At 71.8% G+C, this 24080-nt stretch carries 19 protein-coding genes and 1 pseudogene; 7 read left to right on the forward strand and 13 right to left on the reverse strand.

What is annotated here, in order from left to right:
- Positions 1–193 precede the first annotated feature (193 nt).
- Entirely contained in the window at positions 194–1519 is a 1326-nt protein-coding gene (locus ACBR40_RS21580) for a PhoH family protein (RefSeq protein WP_344210822.1), read from the forward strand.
- On the opposite strand, the gene ACBR40_RS21585 is transcribed toward ACBR40_RS21580, so the two are convergent.
- Genes ACBR40_RS21585 through ACBR40_RS21595 form a run of 3 tightly spaced genes read right to left on the reverse strand, consistent with a single transcriptional unit; the run spans position 1509 to position 4122 of the window.
- Positions 1509–2024: a hypothetical protein gene (locus ACBR40_RS21585; RefSeq protein ID WP_371249891.1), complete on the reverse strand. Its 516-nt coding sequence runs from the start codon at positions 2022–2024 to the stop codon at positions 1509–1511. The two genes, ACBR40_RS21580 and ACBR40_RS21585, sit on opposite strands and share 11 nt — an antisense overlap.
- Positions 2021–3433: an ATP-binding protein gene (locus ACBR40_RS21590; protein WP_371249892.1), complete on the reverse strand. Its 1413-nt coding sequence runs from the start codon at positions 3431–3433 to the stop codon at positions 2021–2023. Before ACBR40_RS21590 ends, ACBR40_RS21585 begins: the two co-directional genes overlap by 4 nt.
- 14 nt (positions 3434–3447) lie before the next feature.
- Positions 3448–4122, reverse strand: coding sequence for a response regulator transcription factor (locus ACBR40_RS21595; protein WP_344210816.1), 675 nt, complete (start codon positions 4120–4122; stop codon positions 3448–3450).
- A gap of 376 nt (positions 4123–4498) precedes the next feature.
- Between ACBR40_RS21595 and ACBR40_RS21600 the strand changes: the two genes are divergently transcribed.
- On the forward strand, positions 4499–5110 hold the full coding sequence (locus tag ACBR40_RS21600; protein WP_371249906.1) for a lytic transglycosylase domain-containing protein: 612 nt from the start codon (positions 4499–4501) through the stop codon (positions 5108–5110).
- 93 nt (positions 5111–5203) lie between these two features.
- Positions 5204–7201: a glycosyltransferase family 2 protein gene (locus ACBR40_RS21605; RefSeq protein ID WP_344210812.1), complete on the forward strand. Its 1998-nt coding sequence runs from the start codon at positions 5204–5206 to the stop codon at positions 7199–7201.
- Here the strand turns inward: ACBR40_RS21605 and ACBR40_RS21610 are convergent.
- Complete coding sequence (locus ACBR40_RS21610; protein ID WP_344210810.1) at positions 7194–8351, reverse strand: prolyl oligopeptidase family serine peptidase; 1158 nt, start codon at positions 8349–8351, stop codon at positions 7194–7196. The genes ACBR40_RS21605 and ACBR40_RS21610 overlap by 8 nt on opposite strands.
- Positions 8351–9349, reverse strand: a complete 999-nt coding sequence (locus tag ACBR40_RS21615; RefSeq protein ID WP_344210808.1) for an alpha/beta hydrolase — start codon at positions 9347–9349, stop codon at positions 8351–8353. The genes ACBR40_RS21610 and ACBR40_RS21615 overlap by 1 nt, the downstream gene beginning before the upstream one ends.
- 152 nt (positions 9350–9501) lie before the next feature.
- On the opposite strand from ACBR40_RS21615, the pseudogene ACBR40_RS21620 reads away from it, so the two are divergent.
- Positions 9502–10691 (forward strand): annotated as a pseudogene (locus ACBR40_RS21620) (RNA-guided endonuclease InsQ/TnpB family protein).
- Between the two features lie 44 nt (positions 10692–10735).
- On the opposite strand, the gene ACBR40_RS21625 reads toward ACBR40_RS21620, so the two are convergent.
- The 3 genes from ACBR40_RS21625 to ACBR40_RS21635 are packed head-to-tail and all read right to left on the reverse strand — an operon-like array spanning position 10736 to position 14677.
- Positions 10736–12010 (reverse strand): MFS transporter, encoded by a 1275-nt coding sequence (locus ACBR40_RS21625; RefSeq protein WP_344210806.1) that lies wholly within the window; start codon positions 12008–12010, stop codon positions 10736–10738.
- Between the two features lie 31 nt (positions 12011–12041).
- Complete coding sequence (locus ACBR40_RS21630) at positions 12042–13940, reverse strand: helix-turn-helix domain-containing protein (protein ID WP_371249893.1); 1899 nt, start codon at positions 13938–13940, stop codon at positions 12042–12044.
- The gene (locus ACBR40_RS21635; RefSeq protein ID WP_344210802.1) at positions 13925–14677 is read right to left on the reverse strand and encodes a 3-hydroxybutyrate dehydrogenase; all 753 of its coding nucleotides are present in this window, start codon (positions 14675–14677) and stop codon (positions 13925–13927) included. Before ACBR40_RS21635 ends, ACBR40_RS21630 begins: the two co-directional genes overlap by 16 nt.
- Before the next feature lie 240 nt (positions 14678–14917).
- Between ACBR40_RS21635 and trpD the strand changes: the two genes are divergently transcribed.
- Positions 14918–16012, forward strand: coding sequence for an anthranilate phosphoribosyltransferase (gene trpD / locus ACBR40_RS21640; RefSeq protein ID WP_371249894.1), 1095 nt, complete (start codon positions 14918–14920; stop codon positions 16010–16012).
- Here trpD and ACBR40_RS21645 read toward each other — a convergent pair.
- From ACBR40_RS21645 to ACBR40_RS21655, 3 genes are read right to left on the reverse strand one after another with little or no spacing between them, the layout of a single operon-like run.
- Complete coding sequence (locus ACBR40_RS21645; protein WP_344210798.1) at positions 16009–17397, reverse strand: class II fumarate hydratase; 1389 nt, start codon at positions 17395–17397, stop codon at positions 16009–16011. The genes trpD and ACBR40_RS21645 overlap by 4 nt on opposite strands.
- A 30-nt stretch (positions 17398–17427) precedes the next feature.
- Entirely contained in the window at positions 17428–19170 is a 1743-nt protein-coding gene (locus tag ACBR40_RS21650; protein ID WP_371249895.1) for a protein kinase, read from the reverse strand.
- A gap of 35 nt (positions 19171–19205) precedes the next feature.
- Complete coding sequence (locus tag ACBR40_RS21655; RefSeq protein ID WP_371249896.1) at positions 19206–20342, reverse strand: serine/threonine-protein kinase; 1137 nt, start codon at positions 20340–20342, stop codon at positions 19206–19208.
- A 560-nt stretch (positions 20343–20902) separates the two neighbouring features.
- On the opposite strand from ACBR40_RS21655, the gene ACBR40_RS21660 reads away from it, so the two are divergent.
- Complete coding sequence (locus ACBR40_RS21660) at positions 20903–21097, forward strand: DUF5999 family protein (RefSeq protein WP_344210792.1); 195 nt, start codon at positions 20903–20905, stop codon at positions 21095–21097.
- Between the two features lie 75 nt (positions 21098–21172).
- Here ACBR40_RS21660 and ACBR40_RS21665 read toward each other — a convergent pair whose 3' ends face one another.
- The gene (locus tag ACBR40_RS21665) at positions 21173–22825 is read right to left on the reverse strand and encodes a fumarate hydratase (protein ID WP_344210790.1); all 1653 of its coding nucleotides are present in this window, start codon (positions 22823–22825) and stop codon (positions 21173–21175) included.
- A gap of 26 nt (positions 22826–22851) precedes the next feature.
- Positions 22852–23730 (reverse strand): DMT family transporter, encoded by an 879-nt coding sequence (locus ACBR40_RS21670; protein WP_344210788.1) that lies wholly within the window; start codon positions 23728–23730, stop codon positions 22852–22854.
- Positions 23731–23798: 68 nt separating this feature from the next.
- Here ACBR40_RS21670 and ACBR40_RS21675 point away from each other — a divergent pair.
- On the forward strand, positions 23799–24080 hold a 282-nt coding region (locus tag ACBR40_RS21675; protein WP_371249897.1), incomplete at its 3' end, for a GntR family transcriptional regulator.

Raw genomic sequence — 24080 nt, forward strand, 5'->3', positions numbered from 1 at the left:
ATCGAGGACGTAACGTTGAAAGTGTCCGACCACAGGTCGAACACTCCGGAGAGGTCCCGCCTTTGCACCACGATCCGCCGAGGGGGGCCGGAACCCGGCGCCGACGGCGTCTCGCGGTCGGGGAACGCGGGTCCGGTCCGATTCCCGCCTCGTCTGCAGGGCGCCCGCACGTGGGGCGCCCGGGGGAGAACGTGTGGCAGTGTCCTCGAGCAACCCTACGACCCAGCCGGCCAAGCGCACCTACGTGCTCGACACCTCGGTGCTGCTGGCCGACCCGGCGGCCCTGACCCGCTTCGCCGAGCACGACGTGGTCCTGCCGATCGTCGTGATCACCGAGCTGGAAGGCAAGCGGCATCACCCAGAGCTCGGCTATTTCGCGAGGCAGGCCCTGCGCTACCTCGACGATCTGCGGATCAGGCACGGCAGGCTCGACGAGCCCATGCCGACGCCGACTGGGGACGGCACACTCAGGGTTGAGCTCAATCACAGCGACCCGTCCATCTTGCCGGTCGGATTCCGCCTCGGCGACAACGACACGCGCATCCTCACGGTGGCCCGTCACCTGGCCGCCGAGGGCTGCGACGTCGTGCTGGTCTCCAAGGACCTGCCCATGCGGGTCAAGGCGGCCTCGATCGGCCTGACCGCGGAGGAATACCGCGCCGAGCTGGTGCACGAGTCGGGCTGGACCGGGATGGCCGAGATCCAGGTCACCGCCGAGGACGTCGAGACGCTCTTCGAGCACGGCACGGCCGAGGTGGAGGAGGCCAGGGAGCTGCCGACCCACACCGGGCTGCGGCTGCTGTCGGCCAAGGGCTCGGCGCTCGGCCGGGTGCTGCCCGACAAGTCCGTACGCCTGGTGCGCGGCGACCGAGAGGTGTTCGGCCTGCACGGCCGCTCCGCCGAGCAGCGCATCGCGCTCGACCTGCTGATGGACCCGGAGATCGGCATCATCTCGCTGGGCGGCCGGGCCGGCACCGGCAAGTCGGCGCTGGCGCTGTGCGCGGGCCTGGAGGCCGTGCTGGAGCGCCGCCAGCACCGCAAGGTGGTCGTCTTCCGTCCGCTCTACGCGGTCGGCGGCCAGGAGCTCGGCTACCTGCCGGGCACCGAGGGCGAGAAGATGGGCCCGTGGGCGCAGGCGGTCTACGACACGCTGGGCGCGGTCACCACGCCCGAGGTGATCGACGAGGTGCTGGACCGGGGCATGCTGGAGGTGCTCCCGCTCACGCACATCCGCGGCCGATCGCTGCACGACGCGTTCGTCATCGTGGACGAGGCCCAGTCGCTGGAGCGCGGGGTGCTGCTCACGGTGCTGAGCCGGATCGGCGCCAACTCCCGCGTGGTGCTCACCCACGACATCGCCCAGCGCGACAATCTGCGGGTCGGGCGGCACGACGGCGTGGTGGCGGTGGTGGAGAAGCTCAAGGGGCATCCGCTGTTCGCCCACGTCACGCTGACCCGCTCCGAGCGCTCGCCGATCGCCGCGCTGGTCACCGAGATGCTGGAGGACATCACGATGTAGCGCTGCGGAGATCGCCGCAGGTGTACCGCCCCTCGTCCTTCGGGGGGCGGTTCTCGTTGTCACGGACGATCTTGACCTGCTCGTACGCCGCGTCCTGCTGCGCCGTGCAGACGATCTGCGCCTTGCCGAGGTCGCTCAGCGCGCCCGCGCCCCTGATGTAGACGGTCAGCGTCAGCGTGCGCGGGAGCTGCATCTCGTCGCGCTGCACGGGGTTGAGCGAGTCCTTGGTCCGCAGGTACGTGAACCCGCGCAGCGCCGTCTCCCTGTTGCCGAGCGGCTGCCCGGACGCCGCGAACAGCGCGCCGAGCAGGCTCTCCACCGTGTCGTCCCCGACGTCGGCGGGCTCCAGCGTGAGCTTGCCGTCCCTGATGAGGAAGATCGTCTTGGACGGCGGCGGGATGCTGATGGTGGGCGCGTTGCCGCGTTCCTGCACGTCGGTGGGCGAGATGCCGCAGGCGGCCGGCAGGACGCAGGCGAGCAGCGCGAGGACGGCCCTGGCTCTCATGTGTGGGGCAGCCAGACGGTGAAGAGGGTGCCGGGCTCCTGGGCGCGTACCGAGATGGTGCCGCCGTGCAGGTGCACGTTCGCGCGGGCGATGGCAAGGCCGAGGCCGCTGCCCTGGCTGCGCGCCCGGCCCGCGCCGGCCTTGAAGAAGCGGTCGAAGACGTGCGGCAGCGCCTCGCGCGGGATGCCCTTGCCGTGGTCGCGCACCCTGATCTCCAGCCCGTTCTCGGTGCTGCGGGCGCTGACCACCACCGGCGGGCCGCCGTGCTTGAGCGCGTTGCCGACGAGGTTGGCCACGATCACGTCGAACCTCCTCGGGTCGAGGTTGGCGGTCAGCCCCTGGGAGGCGTTCACCTTGACCTGCTCGGTCCAGCCGCGGGTCCCCAGGCAGTCGTCGATAGCGTCGGCCACGTTGACCGGCTCCAGGTTGAGCGTGGCGGTGCCGGCGTCGAAGCGGCTGATCTCGATGAGGTGCTCGACCAGCTCGCGCAGGCGCTCGATCTCCCCGAGCACCAGCCGGACGGCCTCCGCGGGCGCCTCGGGCAGCCGGTTGGCCTCCTCCGACAGCACGTCGGCCACGGCCGTCATGGCGGTCAGCGGCGTGCGCAGCTCGTGCGAGACGTCGGCCACGAACCGGCGGGACATGGCCTCCAGCGAGCGCAGCTCGGACACGCTCAGCTCCAGCGCCGCGGCGGCGTCGTTGAACCTGGCGGTCAGCCCGGCCAACTCGTCCTGGCCGTGGACCGGCAGGCGGGTGTCCAGCCGGCCCTCGCCGAGCGCCTGGGCGGCGGCGCTCAGCCGGCGCACCGGCAGCAGCACCTGGCGGGCCGAGAACAGCGCCACGACCAGGGCGATGAGCACGATCGCGATGCCGCCCTGGAACAGCCTGGCGCGCAGGGTGTCGAGCTGGCTGACGTCGGCGCGCATGGGGAAGAAGACGAACGCGCGCAGGCCGGTGGCCTCGGGCACGCCGTTCGTGGCGCGGTGGACCTCGGTGCCGACGATGAGCCACAGCTCGCCCCTGATCACCCGGCGCTGGGTGACGACGCTCTGCTTGGCGCGGCCGTAGAGCTCGTTGGGGACGTCGCGGAGGCTCATCGGGCCGGTGACGGAGACCAGGTCGCCGTACTCGACCACGACGCTCCTGCCGGGGGCGCTCATGGTCTGGGCCAGGCGGTTCAGCTCCCTGCTCGTGGGCTCGGCCTCGCCCGGCCGCGGCCGGCCGACGGGGAAGTCGACCCCGTTCAGCTCCCGTACGACGAGGTCCATGGAGGTCCGCTCGGTCCTGGTCACCAGGGCGGTCTTGGCCAGCTCGAAGCCGATCGTGGCCACGAGCATGGACGCGGTGACGGCGACCAGCGTGAACGTGATGACGAGCCGGGCGCGCAGTCCGGTGGGAAGAGGGATCACTGGGACATCACTGGTCACGGAGGGCTGAAGCGGTAGCCGAAGCCGCGCACGGTGTGGATGAACACCGGCTCGGCGGGCTTCGGCTCGATCTTGGCCCGGATGCGCTGCACGCAGGCGTCCACCAGGCGGGAGTCGGCGATGTGCGTGTGGTCCCAGACCGCCCTCAGCAGGTAGCGGCGGTTGAGCACCTGCCCGGGGTGGCGGACGAGCTCCAGCAGCAGCCGCAGCTCGGTGGGCGTCAGGTGGATCTCCTTGCCGGCCAGCGTGACCTTGAGCGCGCCCCGGTCGATGACGAGCTCGCCGAAGGTGATGCGGTCGGAGGCGGCGGACTCGGCGCGGCGCAGGATGGCCCTGATGCGCGCGTCCAGCACGCGGGGCTCGACCGGCTTGACCACGTAGTCGTCGGCGCCGGCCTCCAGGCCGACCACGATGTCCAGGTCGTCGCCGCGGGCGGTGAGCAGGATGACGGGGAGCTGGTCGAGCTTGCGCACCCGGCGGCAGACCTCGATGCCGTCGATGCCGGGGAGCATGACGTCGAGGATGGCGATCTCGGGGCGGCGGGCCCGGATGTGGTCGAGTGCCTCCTCGCCGGTCGCGTACGACGTCACCGAGTGCCCCTGACGGGTCAGCGCCAGCTCAAGTGCGGTGCGGACCGAGGGGTCGTCTTCGACGAGGAGAATGCCTGCCACGCGCACATTATCGTTCCATGTCCTGTATAGCCGGGTTGTGTCACCAAACTGTGACGTCGTGTTGAAGACATCGGGAAGAAGGACAGAAACCCTGAAAGCGGCTTCCCTTCGGTCAACGGGGGCACGAAGGGGAGTCATCATAGTGTGACAAATCTCACAGTATCCTGAAATAGCACGCTAACGTGCTGGTTAGCCAAGGGAACATCAAGCGATTACCGCGTTTCGGTTGCGCGGCACCCCCCAGGACAGGGCAAGCTCATGGATCGTGAGCCCCGGTCCGCGTTTGAGTGAGCGCCCCCCGACAACCGATGTCCCCTCGGCACGCCGGTCGTCGCGCCGCGTCAAGCCCAAGGCCATCGTCATCACCGTCGTCTCGCTGGCGGTCGTCGGCGGTGGCGGCACCTTCGTCGCCATGCGCGCGATCGACAACGCGAGCAAGCCGGCCGCCCCCGTGTTCACGATGGAGGACATGGGCAAGCTGGCCAGCGGCAACCTCTCGGCGCCCGACCCCGAGACCGACGCGCTCAAGGCCGCGGCCGAGCAGGCCTTCCGCGCCGAGCAGCTCAAGAAGAACCGCGACGGCGCCGCCGACCACAAGGAGGAGCTGTCCTGGGTGGTGCCCAAGCAGGCCCCCGGCGGCGACGGCTTCCCCGCCCAGAACTTCCCGCCCGGCACCAACCCCTCGCCCGGCAGCAACAAGGCCGTCGCCAAGGCCATGCTCGCCTCGTTCGGCTTCGGCGCCGACCAGTGGGGCTGCCTGGAGTCGCTCTGGACCAAGGAGAGCGGCTGGAACGAGCGGGCCATGAACCGCTACTCCGGCGCGTACGGCATCCCGCAGTCGCTGCCCGGCAGCAAGATGGCGAGCGCGGGCGCCGACTGGCAGACCAACGCCGCCACCCAGATCAAGTGGGGCCTCGGCTACATCAAGGGCCGCTACGGCACGCCCTGCGGCGCCTGGGGTCACTCGCAGCGCGTGGGTTGGTACTGAACCTCCCAGAGGGACACCCGGCCAGGTCAACTTTCCTTCTGCAATCGGCAAGCCACCGCGCCCTGACGGCGGGGCGGGGCACAGGCTGGCCGCATGGGTGTGAAGGTCAGTGTGATCGTCAATGTCCACAATCCGGGTGACACCGCGGACGCGTGCATCCGCTCCGCCTTGGAGCAGTCGATGCCCGCGGGCGACGTCGAAGTGCTCCTCGTGGACGACGGATCCACGGACGGCACCGCCGAGCGCCTGGACGCCATCGCCGCCACCCGCCCGAACGTCCGGGCGCTCCACCTGCCCTGCACCGGCTCGCCCGCACGGGGCCGCAACGTCGGGCTGGCCGCCGCCCGTGGCGAGTACGTCTTCTTCCTCGACCAGCGCGACCGCCTGGAACGCGACGCCCTCGCCCGCATGCACGAGCGGGCCCTGGACACCGGCGCGGACGTGCTGATCGGCCGCCTGGTGCGCGACTCGGGCCCGCCGATGATCGCCTTCAACCGCAGCACCGGCCGCGCCGACATCCTGCGCGACCGGCTGCTCAGCGTGCTCGGCCCGCAGCAGCTCTACCGCCGGGCCTTCCTGGAGGAGCACGACCTCGGCTTCTCCTTGACCGGCGGGCGGCTGGCCGAGCAGGCGTTCGTCATGCGGGCGTACGTGCGCGCCAAGGTGATCGCGGTGCTCGCCGAGCACGTCTGCTGCCACCTCGGCGAACGGCCCCGGCTGGAGGAGGAGCCGCACGCCATGGCGCAGGAGCTGCGGTCACTGCTCAACGACATCGACGCCTACGTCGGCGAGGGCCGCCAGCGCGACCGCATGTACGCCTACTGGTACCGCTACGCCGTCCTGCGGCCCCTGTTGACCAGCAGGTTCGCCGACTCCTCCGTGGACCGGGGCCGGCACTTCCGCCTCGTGCAGCAGCTCGTGAAGGAGCGCTTCCCCGAGAAGCTGGACCGCCACCTGCCCGTCCAGCTCCGGGCGGTGGCCGCGTTCGTCAGGACGGGCCGCCTGGACCAGATCGTGCTGCTGTCCACCTCGACCCGCCGCGGCGGCCTGCTCTCGGAGCTGACGGAGGTGCGCTGGGACGCCCACGTCCTGGTGCTCGGGCTCACCGTCGAGGTCAAGGACGGCGACGGCCGGCCCGACCGCTACCGCGTGGACGGCCCCCGCCTGCACTGGGTGCCGCCGCGCGCCATCGATCCCAAGCTGCTGCACCCCACCGTCACCAACGTGAGCGACGCCGTCGAGCGGGCCCGCATCGAGGTCTACGTACGCCACGCCGAGACCGGCGACATCTACTTCCTGCCGCTCGCCCAGCGCGTCGAGGTGGTCCAGGAGGGCCGCCGCAGGGCCCGCGTGCAGATCAAGGCCGAGGCCAGGATCGACGTGAGCAGCGCCGCGTTCGGCGAGCCGCTGCTGCCCGGCCAGTGGGAGCTGCACGTACGCATGTACGGCGGCGCCAACCAGGCGAGAAGCCGGGTGCGCAGGGGAGAGGGCCCGCTCAACTGCCTCGGCGTGCTCGCCCAGCGGCCCCGCATGCGGCTCGTCGTGCCCTGCTGGACCGATCAGGGGGAGCTGGGGCTCGCCGTCGAGCCGCGCTCGTTCGCCGAGTCGATCGCGCTGGTGTCACCGGGGGCCGAGGTCAAGCAGCTCGACGGGCACGCCTACGTGGTGCTGCCGGTGCCGTACGTGCCGCCGAGCGGCGGCCCGCCGCTGGAGCTGGTGCTGCACAGCACCGGCCACGGCCGCGAGCGCGAGGTGAGCGCCCCCGCCCTCGCCGAGGCCGGGCTGCCCGGCAAGATCGCCGGACAGCTCGTGGCCAAGCTGCCGGTGCGGCGCATGTGGCCGGCCCCCGACCACCTCTGCCGCGGCGACTGGATGGCGTCGCTGCGCTCGGCCGAGGAGGAGATAGGGCTGCGCTTCGCGCTCAGCGTACGGCGGGGACGGGTGCAGGTGCGCCCGGCCGCCGCCGTGGACCCGAGCCGGCCCTCACCGCTCGGCAGGGACACCCCGCTGCACCGGCTCGGCCGGCGCCTGCCCGGCGTCCGGCACGTGGTGCGCCTGGCGCGCGCGGGCCGGCACCGCTATCTCACCTGACCCACCCCTCCAGCTCCTCGAACGCGCTCCTGAAGACGGGCAGCAGCGGCTTGAGCCGGTCGGGGTAGAGATCCACCAGGCTGTCCAGGTGGTTGCCGCCCTCGACCCGGTGATAGCGGAACGGCCGGTGCGGCCCGACCATCCGGGCGTAGACGTCGGAGCTGCGGGAGATCGGCAGCAGCGTGTCGAGCGTCCCGTGGACCGTGATGAGCGGCTTGGTGATCCGGCCGGTCAGCGCGATCTTGGCGACGGCCCCGTACGGCTTGCGCGCGTCGTAGTCGTAGTCCGCGGGCGCGCCCTGGTAGGACGGGTCCAGCTCCTTCTGGTAGAGCTCCTGGGTGAGCTCCCAGTAGTACTGCCGGTGGAACGGCCACAGGAACTCCGACCCGGCCGCGAACCCGGCCGCCCGCACCCCGGCCTCGTCCGGGTACGCCTTCAGCGCCGGAGGCAGGACGTTCAGCAGGTTGTCGCCCTTGAGCCGCCAGAGCGTGCCCTCCCAGTCCACGCCGCCGTCGTAGAGGTGGCCGCGGTTCTCCAGCTGCCAGCGGACGAGGTAGCCGCCGTTGGAGATGCCGGCCGCGAACGTACGGGCCGGCTGCCGGCCGTACCGCTGGCGGACCACGGCCTTGGCGGCCACCGCGAGCTGGGTGACGCGGTGGTTCCACTCGGCGATGGCGTCGCCGGGCGCGCGCCCGTCCTCGTGGAAGGCGGTGCCGACGTTGCCCTTGTCGGTGGCGGCGAAGGCGTAGCCCTTGGACAGCACCCAGTCGGAGATCGTGTAGTCGTTGGCGTACTGCTCCCGGTTGCCCGGGGTGCCGCTGACGACCAGGCCGCCGTTCCAGCGGTCGGGCAGCCTGATCACGAACTGGGCGTCGTGGTTCCAGCCGTGCGTCGCGTTGCCGGTGGAGGTGTCGGGGAAGTAGCCGTCGATCTGCGTGCCCGGCACGCCGGTCGGGTTGACGGTGGCGGCCGAGTGCAGCCCGGCCCAGTCGGCCGGGTCGGTGTGGCCGCTGGCCACGGTGCCGGCGGTGGTGAGGTCGGCCAGGCGGGCGACCACCTGCTTCTCCGCGCCCGGCACCGCGAGCTGCTGCGGGTGCTGCTGCTGTACGGGCGTCAGCAGGCTCGCGACGAGAGTGAGGGCGACCAGCATCACGCCTCGCCCAGGTGGGCGGCCAGGAGGCGGCCGAACTCGGCGGGGTGCTCCAGGTGCGGGCTGTGGCCGCACTCGGCGATGACCGCCTCGCGGTAGGCGCCGTAGCGCTCCAGCACCGCCCGCGTCTGCGTCACCATCGGCTGGGCGGGCGTGCCGGGGGAGCCGGGCACGACGCCGAGCGCGCCGAGGTGGGCCAGGTCGAACAGGGACGTGTCGGAGACGATGACGTCGTCGGCGCCCCTGATCCACAGGATGGGCGGCTTGGGGTCGATCTCCGGCAGGTCGTCCAGCCGGAAGTAGGTCGGGGACATGGTGTTGAGCACGCCGGTCTTGCCGGGGGCCACGTTCGGCCAGGCGTCGGAGGTGACCAGGTCGCCCGGGTAGTGGGCCTCGCCCACGCGGGTGGTCAGCATGGCGCGGACGTAGAAGTCCTCGTCGGGGACCGGGTGCTTGACGTAGGAGGAGCGGAAGACGCTGCGCGGCGAGGTGGGCGACTCGTCCGACAGGTCACCGGACTGGAGTCGGGCCACGAAGTCGGGGTTCGCGCCGCCGGCGCCCGCGCCCGCGCCGTCGGGGTGCGTGAGCCGGCCGTCCACGCCCTCGGTGCCGCCGAAGCCGTACGGCGAGACCGGGTTGACCAGCGTGACGCTCCGCACCACGCCGGGACGGTCACGCAGGGCCTGCATCACGACGCCGCCGCCCATGCTCCAGCCGACCAGGTGGACCGGCGCCAGATCCATCGTCTCGACCAGGTCGAGCACGTCGTCGGAGTAGTCGCGCAGGCCGCGTGTGGCGTCCACCGGGGCCGGCTCGGTGTCGCCGAAGCCACGCAGGTCCACGGCGAGCGGGCGGTAGCGGCCGGGCAGCGCCGCCATCTGGTCACGCCAGAACGCGGCCGAGGAGACGTTGCCGTGGACGAACAGCACGGGCTCGCCGCCGTCCCTGCCCTCGACGGTCAGGACGTTCTGGGTGAGCCGGGGAGTGGTGACCTTCATCAAATACCTCCTAGGAAACTCTCCCGTCTTCAGGCGGGAAAGGAATCGGACTCCAGCGAAGCGAGGCAAGGGCAGGCGATGCGCTGACAGACGGTCCGCCGTCTTTGAGGATCGGCCGGTGCTGAACCGATCTCGCAAGTAAAGTGCGGGACGTGGCGCAGCTTGTGAAGCGGGCCTACAAGTACCGCTTCTATCCGACCCCCGAGCAGGCCGAAGAGCTTGTCCGGACGTTCGGCTGCGTGCGCTTGATCTACAACAAGGCGCTGGAGGAGCGGACCCGCGCCTACAAGCTGGAAGGCCGCGGCGTCTCCTACGCCGAGTCGTCGGCCGCGCTGACGGCCTGGAAGAAGACGCCGGAGCTGGCGTTCTTGTCTGAGGTGTCGTCGGTGCCGTTGCAGCAGGCGCTGCGGCATCTGCAGGCGGCGTTCGCGAACTTCTTCGCCCGCCGCGCGAAGTATCCGACGTTCAAGAGCAAGAAGCGGTCGCGGGCGTCGGCCGAATACACCCGTTCGGCGTTCCGCTGGCGCGATGGCCGGCTCACCCTGGCCAAGATGGGGGCGCCGCTGGACATCGTGTGGTCGCGTCCGCTGCCCGAGAGGGCCGAGCCGTCCACGGTCACCGTGTCCAGGGACGCGGCCGGGCGGTGGTTCGTGTCCCTGCTGGTGGAGGAGAAGATCGCGCCTTTGCCGCCGGTCGAGCGGTCGACGGGCGTGGACGCGGGTCTCACGGCGCTGCTCACGCTGGCGTGCGGCGAGAAGATCGCCAATCCGCGTCATGAGCGGCGTGAGCGGCGTCGGCTGGCCAAGGCGCAGCGGGCGCTGGCCCGTAAGGAGAAGGGGTCGAAGAACCGGGCCAAGGCCCGGCTGAAGGTGGCACGGGTGCACGCCCGGATCGCCGACCGCAGGCGCGACTACCTGCACAAGGTCACCACACGGCTGGTACGCGAAAATCAAACGATCGCCGTGGAAGACCTGGCTGTCCGCAACCTGCTCAAGAACCACGCACTGGCCCGCGCCATCTCTGACGCCGGCTGGCGGGAGCTGCGCAGCATGCTGGAGTACAAGACGGACTGGTACGGCCGCACGCTGGCGGTCGTGGACCGTTTCTTTCCTTCCTCCAAGTTGTGCTCGGTCTGCGGGACCCTGCAAGAGAAGATGCCGTTGAGCGTCCGTGAGTGGGTCTGTGCGTGTGGCGCGGTGCATGACCGGGAGGTGAACGCGGCCCAGAACATGCTGCTCGCCGCCGGGCTGGCGGAGAGCTGAAACGCCTGTGGAGCTGGTGTAAGACCTCAACGGGAGTCCTCCTCTCGGGCGGGCGACCGGCGATGAAGCAGGAAGGCTGACCGGCGACGGTCGGAATCCCCCTCGGTTCACGAGGGGGAGGATGTCAACGTACGTGGGTCCTTTCGGCCAGGTCGCGGCCCTGGGTCTCCCGGGCGGCGTAGACCGCGCCCAGCGTGAGGACCGCGGCCAGCCCGAGGTAGAGAGAGATGGGAAGGCTACTGGAGTACGCGCGCAGCAGGGCCACCGCGATGATGGGCGCGAGCGCGCCCGCCACGATGGCCGAGAGCTGGGCGCCGATCGACACGCCGGTGTAGCGCATCCGGGTGCCGAACAGCTCGGAGAAGAAGGCCGCCTGGGGGCCGTACATCATGCCGTGGAACAGCAGGCCGACGATGACCGCGAGGGTGATCGCCAGGAAGTTGCCGGTGTCCACCAGTGGGAAGAACGCGAAGATCCACAGCCCGATGCCGGCCGCTCCGGCCAGGTAGATCGGGCGGCGGCCGACCCGGTCCGACAGCGCGCCCCACATCGGGATCGTCACGAAGTGCACCGCCGAGGCGACGAGCACCGCGCTCAGCACGGTCGAGTTCTCGACGCCGGCGGTCTTGGCGTAGGTGATGACGAAGACGGTGAGCAGGTAGAAGGAGATGTTCTCGGCCAGGCGGGCGCCGATGGCGACGAGCACGTCCTTCCAGTGGTGGCGCAGCACGCCCACGATGGGCGCCCGCTCCTCCGGCGCCGACTTCTGGAAGACGGGCGACTCGGTGATCGACAGCCGGATCCACAGGCCGATCAGCACGAGCACTCCCGACAGCAGGAACGGCACCCGCCACCCCCACGCCAGGAACGTCTCCTCCGACTGCCAGGCGGCCAGCGCCGCCAGCACGCCGGTGGCCAGCAGGTTGCCGCCCGGCGCGCCGGCCTGCGGCCAGGAGGCCCAGAAGCCGCGGCGGGCGTCGTCGCCGTGCTCGGAGACGATGAGCACCGCGCCGCCCCACTCGCCGCCGAGCGCGAAGCCCTGCACCAGGCGGAGGCCGGTCAGCACCAGCGCGGCGGCCGGGCCGAGGGTCTCGTACGTCGGCAGGCAGCCGATGAGGAACGTCGCCGTCCCCATCATCAGCAGGCTGACGACCAGCAGGGTCTTGCGGCCCACCCGGTCGCCGAAGTGTCCGAAGACCAGGCCGCCGAGCGGCCGGGCGACGAACCCGACGGCGTAGGTGAGGAACGACAGCAGCGTGCCGGTCAGGGGATCGGACTCGGGGAAGAAGAGCTTGTTGAACACGAGGGCGGCGGCGGAGCCGTAGAGGAAGAAGTCGTACCACTCGATGGTCGTGCCGATCAGGCTGGCGGCGACGATCTTCTTGATGGAAGTGGCCATGCCGGTCACGGTAGGGAGTGACCGGCGTCACTCATATGGAGTCAGGGCCCACACTCTGGCCGGTGGATGTGTGGCCGAGCCGGTGCAGGCGGAGGGCGAGCTGGAGTTCGAGCGCCCGCTCGGGCTCCTGCCAGCCGTCGCCGAGCAGCCGGCCGACCCGGTCGAGCCGCTGCGTCACCGTGTTGACGTGGATGTGCAGGGCCTCGGCCGTACGCGACGGCGAGCAGCCCGTGCCGAAGTAGGCGGCCAGCGTGTCGGCCAGCGCGGTGCCGCGCCGGGCGTCGTAGCCGATCACCGCGCCCAGCACCCGGTCCACGAAGCCGCGCACGTCGCGGCCGTCGCCGACGAGCAGCCCGACGAAGCCCAGCTCGGCCGCGCTCGCGCCGTCACCGGCCCGGCCGAGCGCGATCAGCGCCTCGGCGCACCGCCGCGCCTCCTGGTAGGCGGTCGCGTAGGGGGCGGCCTCCTCCGGCGGCGCGAGGGCCGCGAGGGCCGCGCCGGCCGTCGCGGGCGCGCCGAGGGACGCGCTCAGCTCGGCGGCCACCCGCGTGGCCAGCGCTCCCGGCCGCTCGCCCGGCAGCAGCAGCACGACCTCGTCGCCCCGCCCCGCCGCGAGCCCGTGCCGGATGGCCGCCTGCGAGGACGCCCAGAACGCCGCCCGCTCCCGCTGACCGCCGTGTTTGACCACCACGACGACGTGCGGCGCCCCCAGGTCCACGCCGAGCCGTCTGGCCCGGTCGGCGAGGCCGGGGGAGTCCGGCCGGGCGATCAGGTCGTCCAGCAGCTCGCCGCGTACCCGGCCCTCCGCCTCGGCCACGCTCCGCCGGAACAGCAGCAGCAGCGCGCACACCAGCGCCGCCCGCTCCAGGATGCGCTCGTCGGCGTCGTCGCTGCGCAGCACGAGCGTGCACAGCGGCTCGCCGCCGACGTCCACGGACGCCACCAGCAGCTCGCCGCGCCGCACCGTGCGGCCGAGCGCCCGCGACGCCTGCGCGGCCTCGAACACCCCCGCGTCCAGCTCGCCCACGTCGCCCGTGAGCGGGCGCCCCAGGTCGTCGAGGACCGCGAGCCTCCCGCCCAGCACCTCCGTGACCACGGCCGCGACGTCCTCGATGCCGCCGCCGCGCAGCACCAGCGAGGTCATCCGGTCGTGGGCCAGCGCCGCCCGCTCCACCGCCTCGCCGCGCGCCCGCGCGGTGCGGTGGGCCCGCGACAGCTCCTCCAGCGCGTTCCTGGTCTCCTGGAGCAGCCGCGCGTTGTCGATCGCCACCGCCGCGTGCGCGGCGAGGCTCGCCAGCAGCGCCACCTCCTCCTGGTGGAACGGCCGCGCGCTGCGGTTGGCCGCCATCAGCACGCCGATCACCCGCTGCCCCAGCCGCAGCGGCACGCCGAGGATCGCGACCAGGCCCTCCTCCTTGACGGCCTCGTCGATGTGGCCCTCGTGGCGGAAGCGCGGGTCGGCGAAGTAGTCGGCGGTCGCGTACGGCGTCGCCGTCTGCGCCACCAGCCCGCCGAGTCCCGCGCCCATCGCCAGGCGCAGCGCACGGAACTTGGCCGAGATCGACCCGTCGGTGACCCGCATGTACGTGTCGCCCCGCTCGGGGTCGTGCAGGGTCATGTACGCGATGTCGGTCGCGAGGAGCTGCCTGGCCCGATGGACGATCGCCTCCAGGACGGCGTCCAGGTCGCGCAGGGCGGCGAGGTCGCCGGCGGTGTCGTACAGGGCCGACAGCTCGGCCTCGCGCCGGGCCCGCCGCCTGAGCAGCGCGCGCACCCGCAGCGCCTCGATCTTGGCCTGCTCCAGCTCCTCGATCTCGGCCGCGTCCGCCCCCCGGGCCCGCGCCTCGACGATCGGGCCCTCGAACTCCACCGCCGACGCCTCGCGGGCCAGCAGCTCCAGATAGCGGCGGGACATCAGTGGGCGGTCCACCCCCCGTCCATGGGAAGGGAGACGCCGGTGATGAAGGAGCCGTTGGGGCCGCACAGGTAGGCGACCAGCTCGGCCACCTCCTCCGGCTCGATCAGGCGCTTGACGGCCGCGGGCGCCAGCATGATCGTCTCCACCACCTCCTCGGGCGCGATCCCGTGCACCCGTGCCTGGTCGGCGATCTGCGCCTCCACCAGCGGCGTGCGCACGTACGCCGGGCACACGCAGGTCGAGGTCACCCCGTGGGCCGCCCCCTCCAGGGCCACGACCTTGGAGAAGCCCTCCATCGCGTGCTTGGCCGTGGTGTACGCCGACTTGTACGGCGAGGCCCGCAGCCCGTGCACGGACGAGATGTTGACGAACCTGCCCCAGCCGCGCTCGTACATGCCGGGCAGCACCCGCCGCGCGATGAGGAACGGCGCCTCCACCATGACCCGCAGCATGGCCGAGAAGACCTCGGGCGGGAACTCCTCGATCGGCGCCACGTGCTGGAACCCGGCGTTGTTCACCACGATGTCGACCGGCTCGTCCGGCAGCGCCGCGACGAACCCGGGATCGGCCAGATCGGCCACCACGGCCACGCCGCCCACCTCGGCGGCCACCTTCTCGGCGGGCTCGGCCCGCAGGTCCGCGACCAGCACCCGGGCGCCGGCGGCGGCCAGCCGGCGGGCGCAGGCCGCCCCGATGCCGCTGCCCGCCCCCGTCACCAGCGCGGTCCGCCCAGTCAGCTCCTTCGCCATACTCCGCACCCTAGGCGCTCCCCGGATCGGCCAGCATGGGGGCGGACGACATAGATGCGCGCTGCGCTATGTGGATCACCCCGTCTGATATGTTGGGCCGCATGATCGCGTCTGTGCAGCAGTGGTGGCCCGCCTCCTAGGCGGACCTCCGAGCGCACACGCACCGGCCGCCTCGACGAGGCGGCCACCGGCATCATGCACGCGCCCCCGTCGAGCACTTCACGAAAGGGGCGCTTTCCCGTGACCAGCACCGCAGCCAACGTCGCACCCGGCACCACTCCCGCCTCCGTCAAAGAGGTCACGAAGATCTGGGCCGAGCTGCTGTCCCTGCTCCTCGACGGGGTCTCGCTCACCTCGCGCCAGGCCGCCTGGGCGATGGAGCAGATCATGTCGGGCCAGGCCACGGACGCGCAGATCGCCGCGTTCGCGGTCGCGCTGCGGGCCAAGGGCGAGAGCGTCGAAGAGGTCTCCGGGCTGGCCGACGGCATGCTGACCCGTTCGGCGGCGATCCGCGTCTCCGGTGATCCCGTCGACCTGGTCGGCACCGGCGGCGACCGGGCCAACACCGTCAACGTCTCCACCATGGCCGCCATCGTGGCCGCCGCCGCGGGCGTCAAGGTCGTCAAGCACGGCGGCAGGGCCGCGAGCTCCAAGTCCGGCGCCGCCGACGTGCTGGAGGAGCTGGGCGTGGTCATCGACCTGCCACCCGCCGCCGTCGTGCACGTCGCCGAGGAGCTCGGCATCACGTTCTGCTTCGCGCCCGTGTTCAACCCGGCGCTGAAGCGCACCTCCGGGCCCCGCCGCGAGCTGGGCGTGCCCACGGTGTTCAACTTCCTGGGCCCGCTCACCAACCCCGCGCTGCCGCCCGCGCAGGCGGTCGGGGTCTACCACCAGCGGATGGCGCCCGTCATCGCCGGCGTGCTGGCCGAGCGGGGCGGCTCCGCGCTCGTCTTCCGCGGCCACGACGGGCTCGACGAGCTCACCACCTGCGGCCCCTCGACCATCTGGGTGGTCCGGCTCGGCACGGTCACCCGCACCGCCTTCGACCCCGCCGAGCTGGGCATCCGCCGCGCCCGTCCCGACGACCTGCGGGGCGGCGACGCCCGGCACAACGCCGCCGTCGCCCGCGCCGTCCTCGCGGGCGAGCGCGGCCCGGTGCGCGACATCGTCCTGCTGAACGCCGCCGCCGCCGTGGTGGCCGCCGAGGGCGCGCCGCGCGCGAACGAGCTCGTGCCCGCACTCGCCGGCGCCTACAAGCGGGCCGCCGACGCCGTGGACTCCGGCGCCGCGCTCTCCCTGCTCACCCGCTGGGGCCACGCGACCCGTACGGCCTAATCCGGCCGGGTCATCGACAGCACGTCGAGCGCGGCGTCGAGCTGCTCCTCGGTCAGGGTGCCGTCGGCCACGTGGCCGCGCTCGACGACCACCTCGCGGATGGTCTTGCGCTCCGCGAGGGCCTGCTTGGCGATCTTCGCGGCCTCCTCGTAGCCGACGTACCTGTTGAGCGGGGTGACGATCGACGGGGACGACTCGGCGTACTCGCGCAGGCGCTCTTCGTTCGCCGTGATGCCGGTGACGCAGCGGTCGGCGAGCAGGCGGGAGACGTTCGCCAGCAGCCGGATCGACTCCAGGACGTTGCGGGCGATCACCGGGAGCTGCACGTTCAGCTCGAAGCTCCCGGACGCCCCGGCGAACGTGATCGCCGCGTCGTTGCCGATCACCTGGGCCGCGACCATGGCCGTGGCCTCGGGGATCACCGGGTTGACCTTGCCCGGCATGATCGACGAGCCGGGCTGCAGGTCGGGCAGGTTGATCTCGCCCAGCCCCGCGCGGGGGCCCGAGCCCATCCAGCGGAGATCGTTGGCGATCTTGTTGAGGGACACCGCCACCACCTTGAGCTGCCCGGACAGCTCCACGATGGAGTCCTGCGCGCTCTGCGCCTCGAAGTGGTCGGCCGCCTCGGTGAACGGGATGCCGGTCGCCTCGCGCAGCTTGGCGATGGCCGCCTTCGCGAACCCCGGCGGCGTGTTGATGCCCGTGCCCACGGCGGTGCCGCCCAGGGGCAGCTCCAGCACGCGGTCCATCGCGGCGGTCACCCGTACGACGCCGTGCTCGACCTGGGTGGCGTAGCCGCCGAACTCCTGGCCCAGCGTCACCGGCGTGGCGTCCATCAGGTGGGTGCGCCCCGACTTCACCACGCCCGCGAACTCGGCCTCCTTCGCCCGCAACGCCTCCGCCAGGTGACGCAGCGACGGGATCAGGTGGAAGGTCACCTCGGTGGCCGCCGCCACGTGGATCGAGGTCGGGAAGACGTCGTTGGACGACTGGGAGGCGTTCACGTGGTCGTTCGGATGGACCGGGCGGCCCAGCCGCTCCTCGGCCAGGGTGGCGATCACCTCGTTGGCGTTCATGTTGGACGAGGTGCCGGAGCCGGTCTGGAAGACGTCGATCGGGAAGTGGGCGTCGTGCTCGTTGTCGGCCACGTCGGCCGCCGCCTGCGCGATCGCCTCGGCCAGGTCCTCGTCGATCACGCCCAGCTCGCCGTTGACCTCGGCGGCCACCGCCTTGACCAGGCCCAGCGCGGCGATGTGGGACGACTCCAGAGGCCGTCCCGACACCGGGAAGTTCTCCACCGCCCGCTGGGTCTGCGCACGCCACCTGGCCCCCGCCGGCACGCGGACCTCGCCCATGGAGTCATGTTCGATACGGAACTCGCTCATGACTCCCAGTCTTACCCGCGAGGGCCGGGGTCAGCTGCTGAAGAGGGCCACGATGAGGACGGCGATGACGACGGCGGCCGCGGCGGCCACCGCCATGAGCACGAGCATCCCGTTGCGGTTGCCCGTCGGCTTCTGCTCCGCGGGGCCGGCGATGGAGAACAGGTCCGTGCCGAGACCCTGGCCCTCGAAGGGGACCTGCGGACCGCCCTGCTGGGGGCCGAAGTGCGGGGGCTGCTGCTGCGGGGGAGCCGGGTTGGGGGCGGTGTCGGGCTGCCGGCCCGCCGGGGGGTTGGCCGGGGGATAGACCTGCTGGCCGGGGGAGCCGATCGGCGACTGGATGCGCATCGTGTTGATCGAGCCCTCGTCGGCCGGCTGCTGGGGCGGCGGCGCGGGGAACGGGCCCTTGGGGCGGGCCACGCTGACCGTGCGGTCGGGGTCGAAGCCCTCGCCGGCGGAGTCGAAGGCGTTGCCCGGCCCCTGGCCGTCCGCGCCCGGCGGCCGTTGCGGGCCGGTCGGGGGTCCTGTCCTAGGGCCTTGCGGGGGAGCACCTTGGGGACGGCCCTGCTGGTGGCTCTGTGGACTCTGGGGCGGGCCCTGCGGGTGGCCCTGGGAGGCGTTCTGCGGCACCGTGGGCGCTTTGGGGCCGGGGACCGATCCCGCTGAGCCGCGCGAGCCGGGAGGCGTCGCGGCGGGGCTCTGAGGACCGGAGAACGGCTGCGGCCGCGGCTCCCGGCCCCGTGGCTCCTGGCCTCGCACGCCGGGCTCCTGGCCCCGCATGCCCGGCTCCTGGCCCCGTGCGGCCGGTGCCTGTGGCCGCGCGCCGGGCGGCCGCGCGCCGGGCGCCTGCGGCTGCCCGGCCGGCCCCGGCGGGGGGTTCTTGGCGAACGGGTCGGGCAACGCGACCTCCTGAGCCATCAGAGCCTCGGCCGTGATCACCGGCATCTCGCTCGTGGGGGTGTCGGCGACCATGCGGAGCAGGGTCTCCGCCTTGGCGGCGTTGAGCCGCTGCCGGTAGTCCTTGTTGAGCAGGCCGTTCAGCACGGGACGCAGCTGCCCCGCCTGCGTGGGCGGGTCGGCGCTCTCGGTGAGCAGCGCCGCCAGCGTCTCGGCGATCGTGGAGCGCTCGTAGGCCGGCCGCCCCTCGACCGCGAAGTAGAGCGTGGCCCCGAGCGACCAGATGTCGGACTCGGGCCCGGTGTACTCGCCCCTGGCACGTTCCGGGGCGGTGTAGCCCGGGGAGCCGATCACCATGCCCGTCTTGGTGAGCCGCGAGTCGCCCTCGGCCTTGGCGATGCCGAAGTCGGTCAGCACCACCCGGCCGTTCTCGGTGATGAGCACGTTGCCCGGCTTGACGTCGCGGTGCGTGATGCCCTGGCTGTGCGCGGCCCGCAGCGCGCCGAGCAGGTCGACGCCGATCTCGGCCACCAGGCGCGGGGGCAGCGGCCCCTCCTCGTCGATGACCTGCTCCAGCGAGCGGCCCTCGACGAGCTCCATGATGATCCAGGGACTGCCGTCGTCGATCAGGACGTCGTGGATCGAGGCCACGGCGGGATGGTTGATGCGCGAGGCGAGGCGGCCTTCGCGGACCATGCGTTCGCGCAGCTCGGTCCGCTGTTCTTCGGTGAGCCCCGGGTCATGGCGGATCTCCTTGACCGCCACCTCGCGCCCGAGCGCGCGGTCGCGTGCGCGCCACACCGTGCCCATGGTGCCCCGGCCCAGCGGGGCGATGAGCTCGTAACGCTCCGCGAGCAGGCGTGTCTGCTGTTCCGGCATACGAAGAAGATATCGATTCTCGCTTGGGAAGTGCTTTACCCTCGCTTGCGAAGTTCTCTTGGCCAGAACCGCCGAGGAAGGCACAACTTTATCACCGTGGCTTTCAGACGGGCATATGCAGAGGGAGTTTCGCCCTGCTCCACACGCTTGCGGTGAACGCCCTCGCCGGGCCGGCGTTCCTGCCTGGGGACGCTCACCGGGGCGGAGTTCGTGACGTCGGCCCGGTGCATCCCCCGGTGGGCGGGCCGGCGGGCGAAGGCGGGCGGCGCGATGCCCTGCCCCGACCGTCCCTGCGCGGACCGTCCCTGGGCGGCGCGCGGCGGCCGGCGCGGGGCCAGCGGCTCCTCGGCCGAGCCGCCGGCCGCGACCCTGGCCAGCATGAGCGAGGCGCGCACCGAGTCGAGCCGGGTGTGTGGATCGATCCTGAGCAGGGCGTCGAGCACCGGCGCGAGCGGGCCCGCCTTGGTCATCGGGATCGGCTCGCCGCTCGTCAGCGCGGCCAGCGCCGCCGCGGCCGTACGGCGACCGTGCAGGCCGCGGCCCTCGACCGCGGTGTAGAGCGTCGCGCCGAGCGACCACAGGTCGGCGGCCGGGCTGGCCTTCGAGCCCAGCACCCGCTCTGGAGCGATGTAACCCGCGGACCCGAGAACGATGCCCGCCTGGGTGATGGAGACGTCACCTTCGAGCGCGGCCAGCCCGAAGTCGGTCAGCACCGCGCGGTCCTCGGTGACGAGCACGTTGCTGGGCTTCACGTCGCGGTGCAGGATGCCCTTGGCGTGCACGGCGCGCAGTGCGCCGAGGATCTGCCGGCCGATCTCGGCGGCCCGGCGCGGCTCCAGCGGGCCCTCCTCCTGGATGAGCTGCTCCAGCGACTTGGCGCGCAGCAGCTCCATGACGATCCAGGGCCGGTCGTCCTCGGTGACGACGTCGAAGACCGTGATGACGGACGGGTGCGCCACCATCGCGGTGGCCCGGCCCTCGCGCTCGGTGCGCGCGCACAGCTCGGCGCGCAGCTCCTCGTCGAGCACGGAGGGCAGCCGCACCTCCTTGACCGCGACGTAGCGGTTGAGCAGCTCGTCGTGCGCCCGCCAGACGGTGCCCATGCCGCCGCGACCGACCGGCTCCACAAGCCGATAGCGCGCGGCGAGAAGGTAACCGGAGGGCGCACGCATGGCAGGCAGCTTACCTATTTGTGTAAACCGACCAGTAGAGGCGCGGCCGATAAATTGTTGCGAACTTAAGTCAACCTGCCTGACTCGTCACGTCAGCAAACCTGTGCCGGGCCTCTGTCCGAAGGTAGTACGAGTGTCCCCCTGGCGTCGAGACCGCGCGGCCACGGTCTGTGTCGGTCGGCACACTCATCTGCCCAGAAAACGGGCATGATGCATGGAGGGGACGTTCAGCTCAACCGTGGACCGGCTACCAGGGGAAACAGGGGTCGGTCAGCGAGTTGTAAGGGTGCCGTAAGGGGGCGGGCGCATGGTAAAGCCGAGAACAGCGGGCCGTCGCCGAGTCGAACCAGAGCGACGAGTCCGTACCGCACCGCCGACCGGCACGCGAAGGACGTGATGACAATGCGCCAGATCCAGATCCGTCGCCGGCCGAGGAAGCCGAGCGCCCCGGCGCTCGACCTTCGCACGCCGTCCGGCCGCCCGCTCCCGTTCTGATCCAGCACCTACGACTCATGACCACCCACGACACCATCGTCGGAGCGCAATCAGAGAGGTGCGCGATGTGCAGTCATTATCCGGTCTGTCCCAGTGCCGACGCGTCTGACCGTGAGGCGTCGCACGTCATCTCGGCCCACCCCGACCAGGGATGGAGCCTGCTCTGCAACGGCGTCGTCCTGTTCGACGACACCGGTCTGCTGCTGCCCGACGGCACCGTGGTGCCGCCGCACCGGGAGCCCGTGCGACTCGCCGCCTGACGGCGGTGCCGAGCGGCGAGAACCCCCCACCCGGCACCCCCGCCGCGTTCCTCGGCGCGTTCCTCAGCGCGTTCCTCAGCGGCGGCCGATCGTCAGCACGGGACCCGTGCGGTCCGTGAAGAAGTCGTCGCCCTTGTCGTCCACGACGATGAAGGCCGGGAAGTCCACCACCTCGATCTTCCACACCGCCTCCATGCCCAGCTCCGGATACTCCAGGACCTCCACCTTCTTGATGCAGTCCTGGGCCAGCCGGGCCGCGGGGCCGCCGATGGAGCCCAGGTAGAAGCCGCCGTACTTCTGGCAGGCCTCGGTGACCTGCTTCGACCTGTTGCCCTTGGCCAGCATCACCATCGAACCGCCGGCCGCCTGGAAGCGTTCGACGTAGGAGTCCATCCGGCCCGCCGTCGTCGGGCCGAACGAGCCGGAGGCGTACCCCTCGGGCGTCTTCGCCGGGCCCGCGTAGTAGACCGCGTGGTCCTTCAGGTACTGCGGCATCTCGCCGCCCTCGTCCAGCAGCTCGGCGATCTTGGCGTGCGCGATGTCGCGGGCCACGACGAGCGGGCCGGTCAGCGACAGCCGGGTCTTGACCGGATATTTCGTCAGCTCGGCGAGGATCTCGGGCATCGGGCGGTTGAGGTCGATCCGTACGACGTCGTCCGACAGGTGCTCGTCGGTCGTCTCCGGCAGGAACCGCGCCGGGTCGGTCTCCAGCTGCTCCAGGAACACGCCCTCCGGCGTGATCTTGGCGAGGGCCTGACGGTCGGCCGAGCACGACACCGCGATGGCCACCGGGCAGGAAGCGCCGTGCCGCGGCAGGCGGATGACACGGACGTCGTGGCAGAAGTACTTGCCGCCGAACTGCGCGCCGATGCCCAGCTTCTGCGTCAGCTCGAAGACCTTCGCCTCCATCTCCAGGTCACGGAAGCCGTGTCCGGAGGGCGAGCCCTCGGTCGGGATGGAGTCGAGGTAGCGGGCGCTGGCGTACTTGGCGGTCTTCAGGGCGTACTCGGCGGAGGTGCCGCCGACCACGATCGCCAGGTGGTACGGAGGACACGCCGCGGTGCCGAGCGAGCGGATCTTCTCCTCCAGGAAGGCCATCATGCGCTTCTCGTTGAGCACGGCCTTCGTCTCCTGGTACAGGAACGACTTGTTCGCCGAGCCGCCGCCCTTGGCCATGAACAGCAGCTTGTACTCGTCGGGGTGGCCGTGCGGGTCCTCGGCGTACAGCTCGATCTGGGCCGGCAGGTTGGAGCCGGTGTTCTTCTCCTCCCACATGGTCAGCGGGGCCATCTGGGAGTAGCGCAGGTTGAGCCGGGTGTAGGCGTCGTACACGCCGTGCGCGATGTGCTCGGCGTCGCGGCCGTCGGTGAGGACGTGCCGGCCGCGCTTGCCCATGACGATGGCGGTGCCGGTGTCCTGGCACATCGGCAGGACGCCGCCGGCCGAGATGGAGGCGTTCTTCAGCAGGTCGAGCGCCACGAAGCGGTCGTTGCCGCTGGACTCGGGGTCTTCGACGATCTTCCTGAGCTGGGCGAGGTGGGAGGCCCGCAGATAGTGGGAGATGTCGTGCACGGCCGTCTCGGTGAGCAGCCGCAGGGCCTCCGGCTCGACTTCGAGGAACGTCCGCCCGGCCGCCTCGACCTTCCGCACCCCCTCCGTCGTGATCAGCCGATATTCGGTGTCATCGGCTCCCAGCGGCAGCAGGTCGGTGTAGTCGAACTCGCCCATGTCCATCCTTTCGTCCGCCCTGTAGATTACGCGCCTCCTCCGGCGGCCCGTACGGGCTCCCTGGCGGGAGCGGGGGCGGTGAGCCCGACGAGGATGCCGGCGATCACCAGCGCGGCGCCCATGAGGTCGTACGCGGTGGGCATGGCGACGCCGAGCACCGCGCCCGTCACGATCGCCCCCACCGGGATGAGCCCGGCGAACAGCCCCGCCGTCCCGGGGCCGAGCCGGGGGAGCGCGCTGTACCAGAGGAAGAACGCGAGCACCGTGATGACGACCGACATGTAGGCGAAGCCCAGGGCCTCCGGCACCGTCGGCATCCGGAACATCGCCGTGCCCTCGGCCACCAGCCCGACGGCGAGCAGCATCGGGACGGCCAGCGCCGTCGAGTACGCCGACACCCGGATCGCCCCCAGCTTGGGCAGCAGCGGGATGGCCAGCAGGGAGAAGGCGACCTCGCCGACCAGGGCGCCGAGCGACCAGAGGAGGCCGGGCAGGTTGCCGCTGCCGAGCCCGGTGGCGAGGGTGGCGCCGGACACCACGACCGCCGCGCCGGCCAGCAGCCGTGGCGAGGGACGGCCCCCGGCCAGGGCCAGCCACAGCGGCACGGTGCCGAGCACGGTGCCGACCAGGGCGGGGCCCGCGGCGCGGGTGGCCTCGATGACGCACACGTTGAACAGGACCAGGCCGAGCAGGGTGAGCAGGCCGAGGTACAGCGTCTCGCGTCCGGTCAGGCGGACGAACCGCAGGCCGAGCGGGCGGGTGATGAGGAGCAGGATGGCGGCCGCGACGAGGTACCGGACCGCCTGGCCGCCGTACAGCGGGTACGCGGCGACGAGGCCGGAGACGCCGGCCAGCGTGCCGACCAGGAACATGGCGGACGAGGCGCCGGGGATGCCGTGTTTCATGCGATGGATGCTAGAAAGACATTGGTTCTCGGAAACAGTCCAATGCCTTGCCGGAAGACAGGACCAATGTGGCCGACCTGCATATCCAGATAAATCGGGAAAATGGTGGAATAGCGGGGCAAATTGCCGCCGAGTTGCGGGACGCCATCCGGGGCGGGCGGCTCGCGCCCGGCACCCGGCTGCCCGCCACCCGCGACCTCGCCGCCGACCTCCAGGTGTCCAGAGGGGTGGTGGTGGAGGCGTACGAGCAGCTCGTCGCCGAGGGGTTCCTGGTGTCGCGGGTCGGCGCGGGCACCCGCGTCACCCCGCGAACCCCCACCGCCCCCGACCCCACCCCGCCCCCCACACCC

The sequence above is a fragment of the Nonomuraea sp. AD125B genome (assembly GCF_041402765.1).
GTDB lineage: Bacteria > Actinomycetota > Actinomycetes > Streptosporangiales > Streptosporangiaceae > Nonomuraea > Nonomuraea bangladeshensis.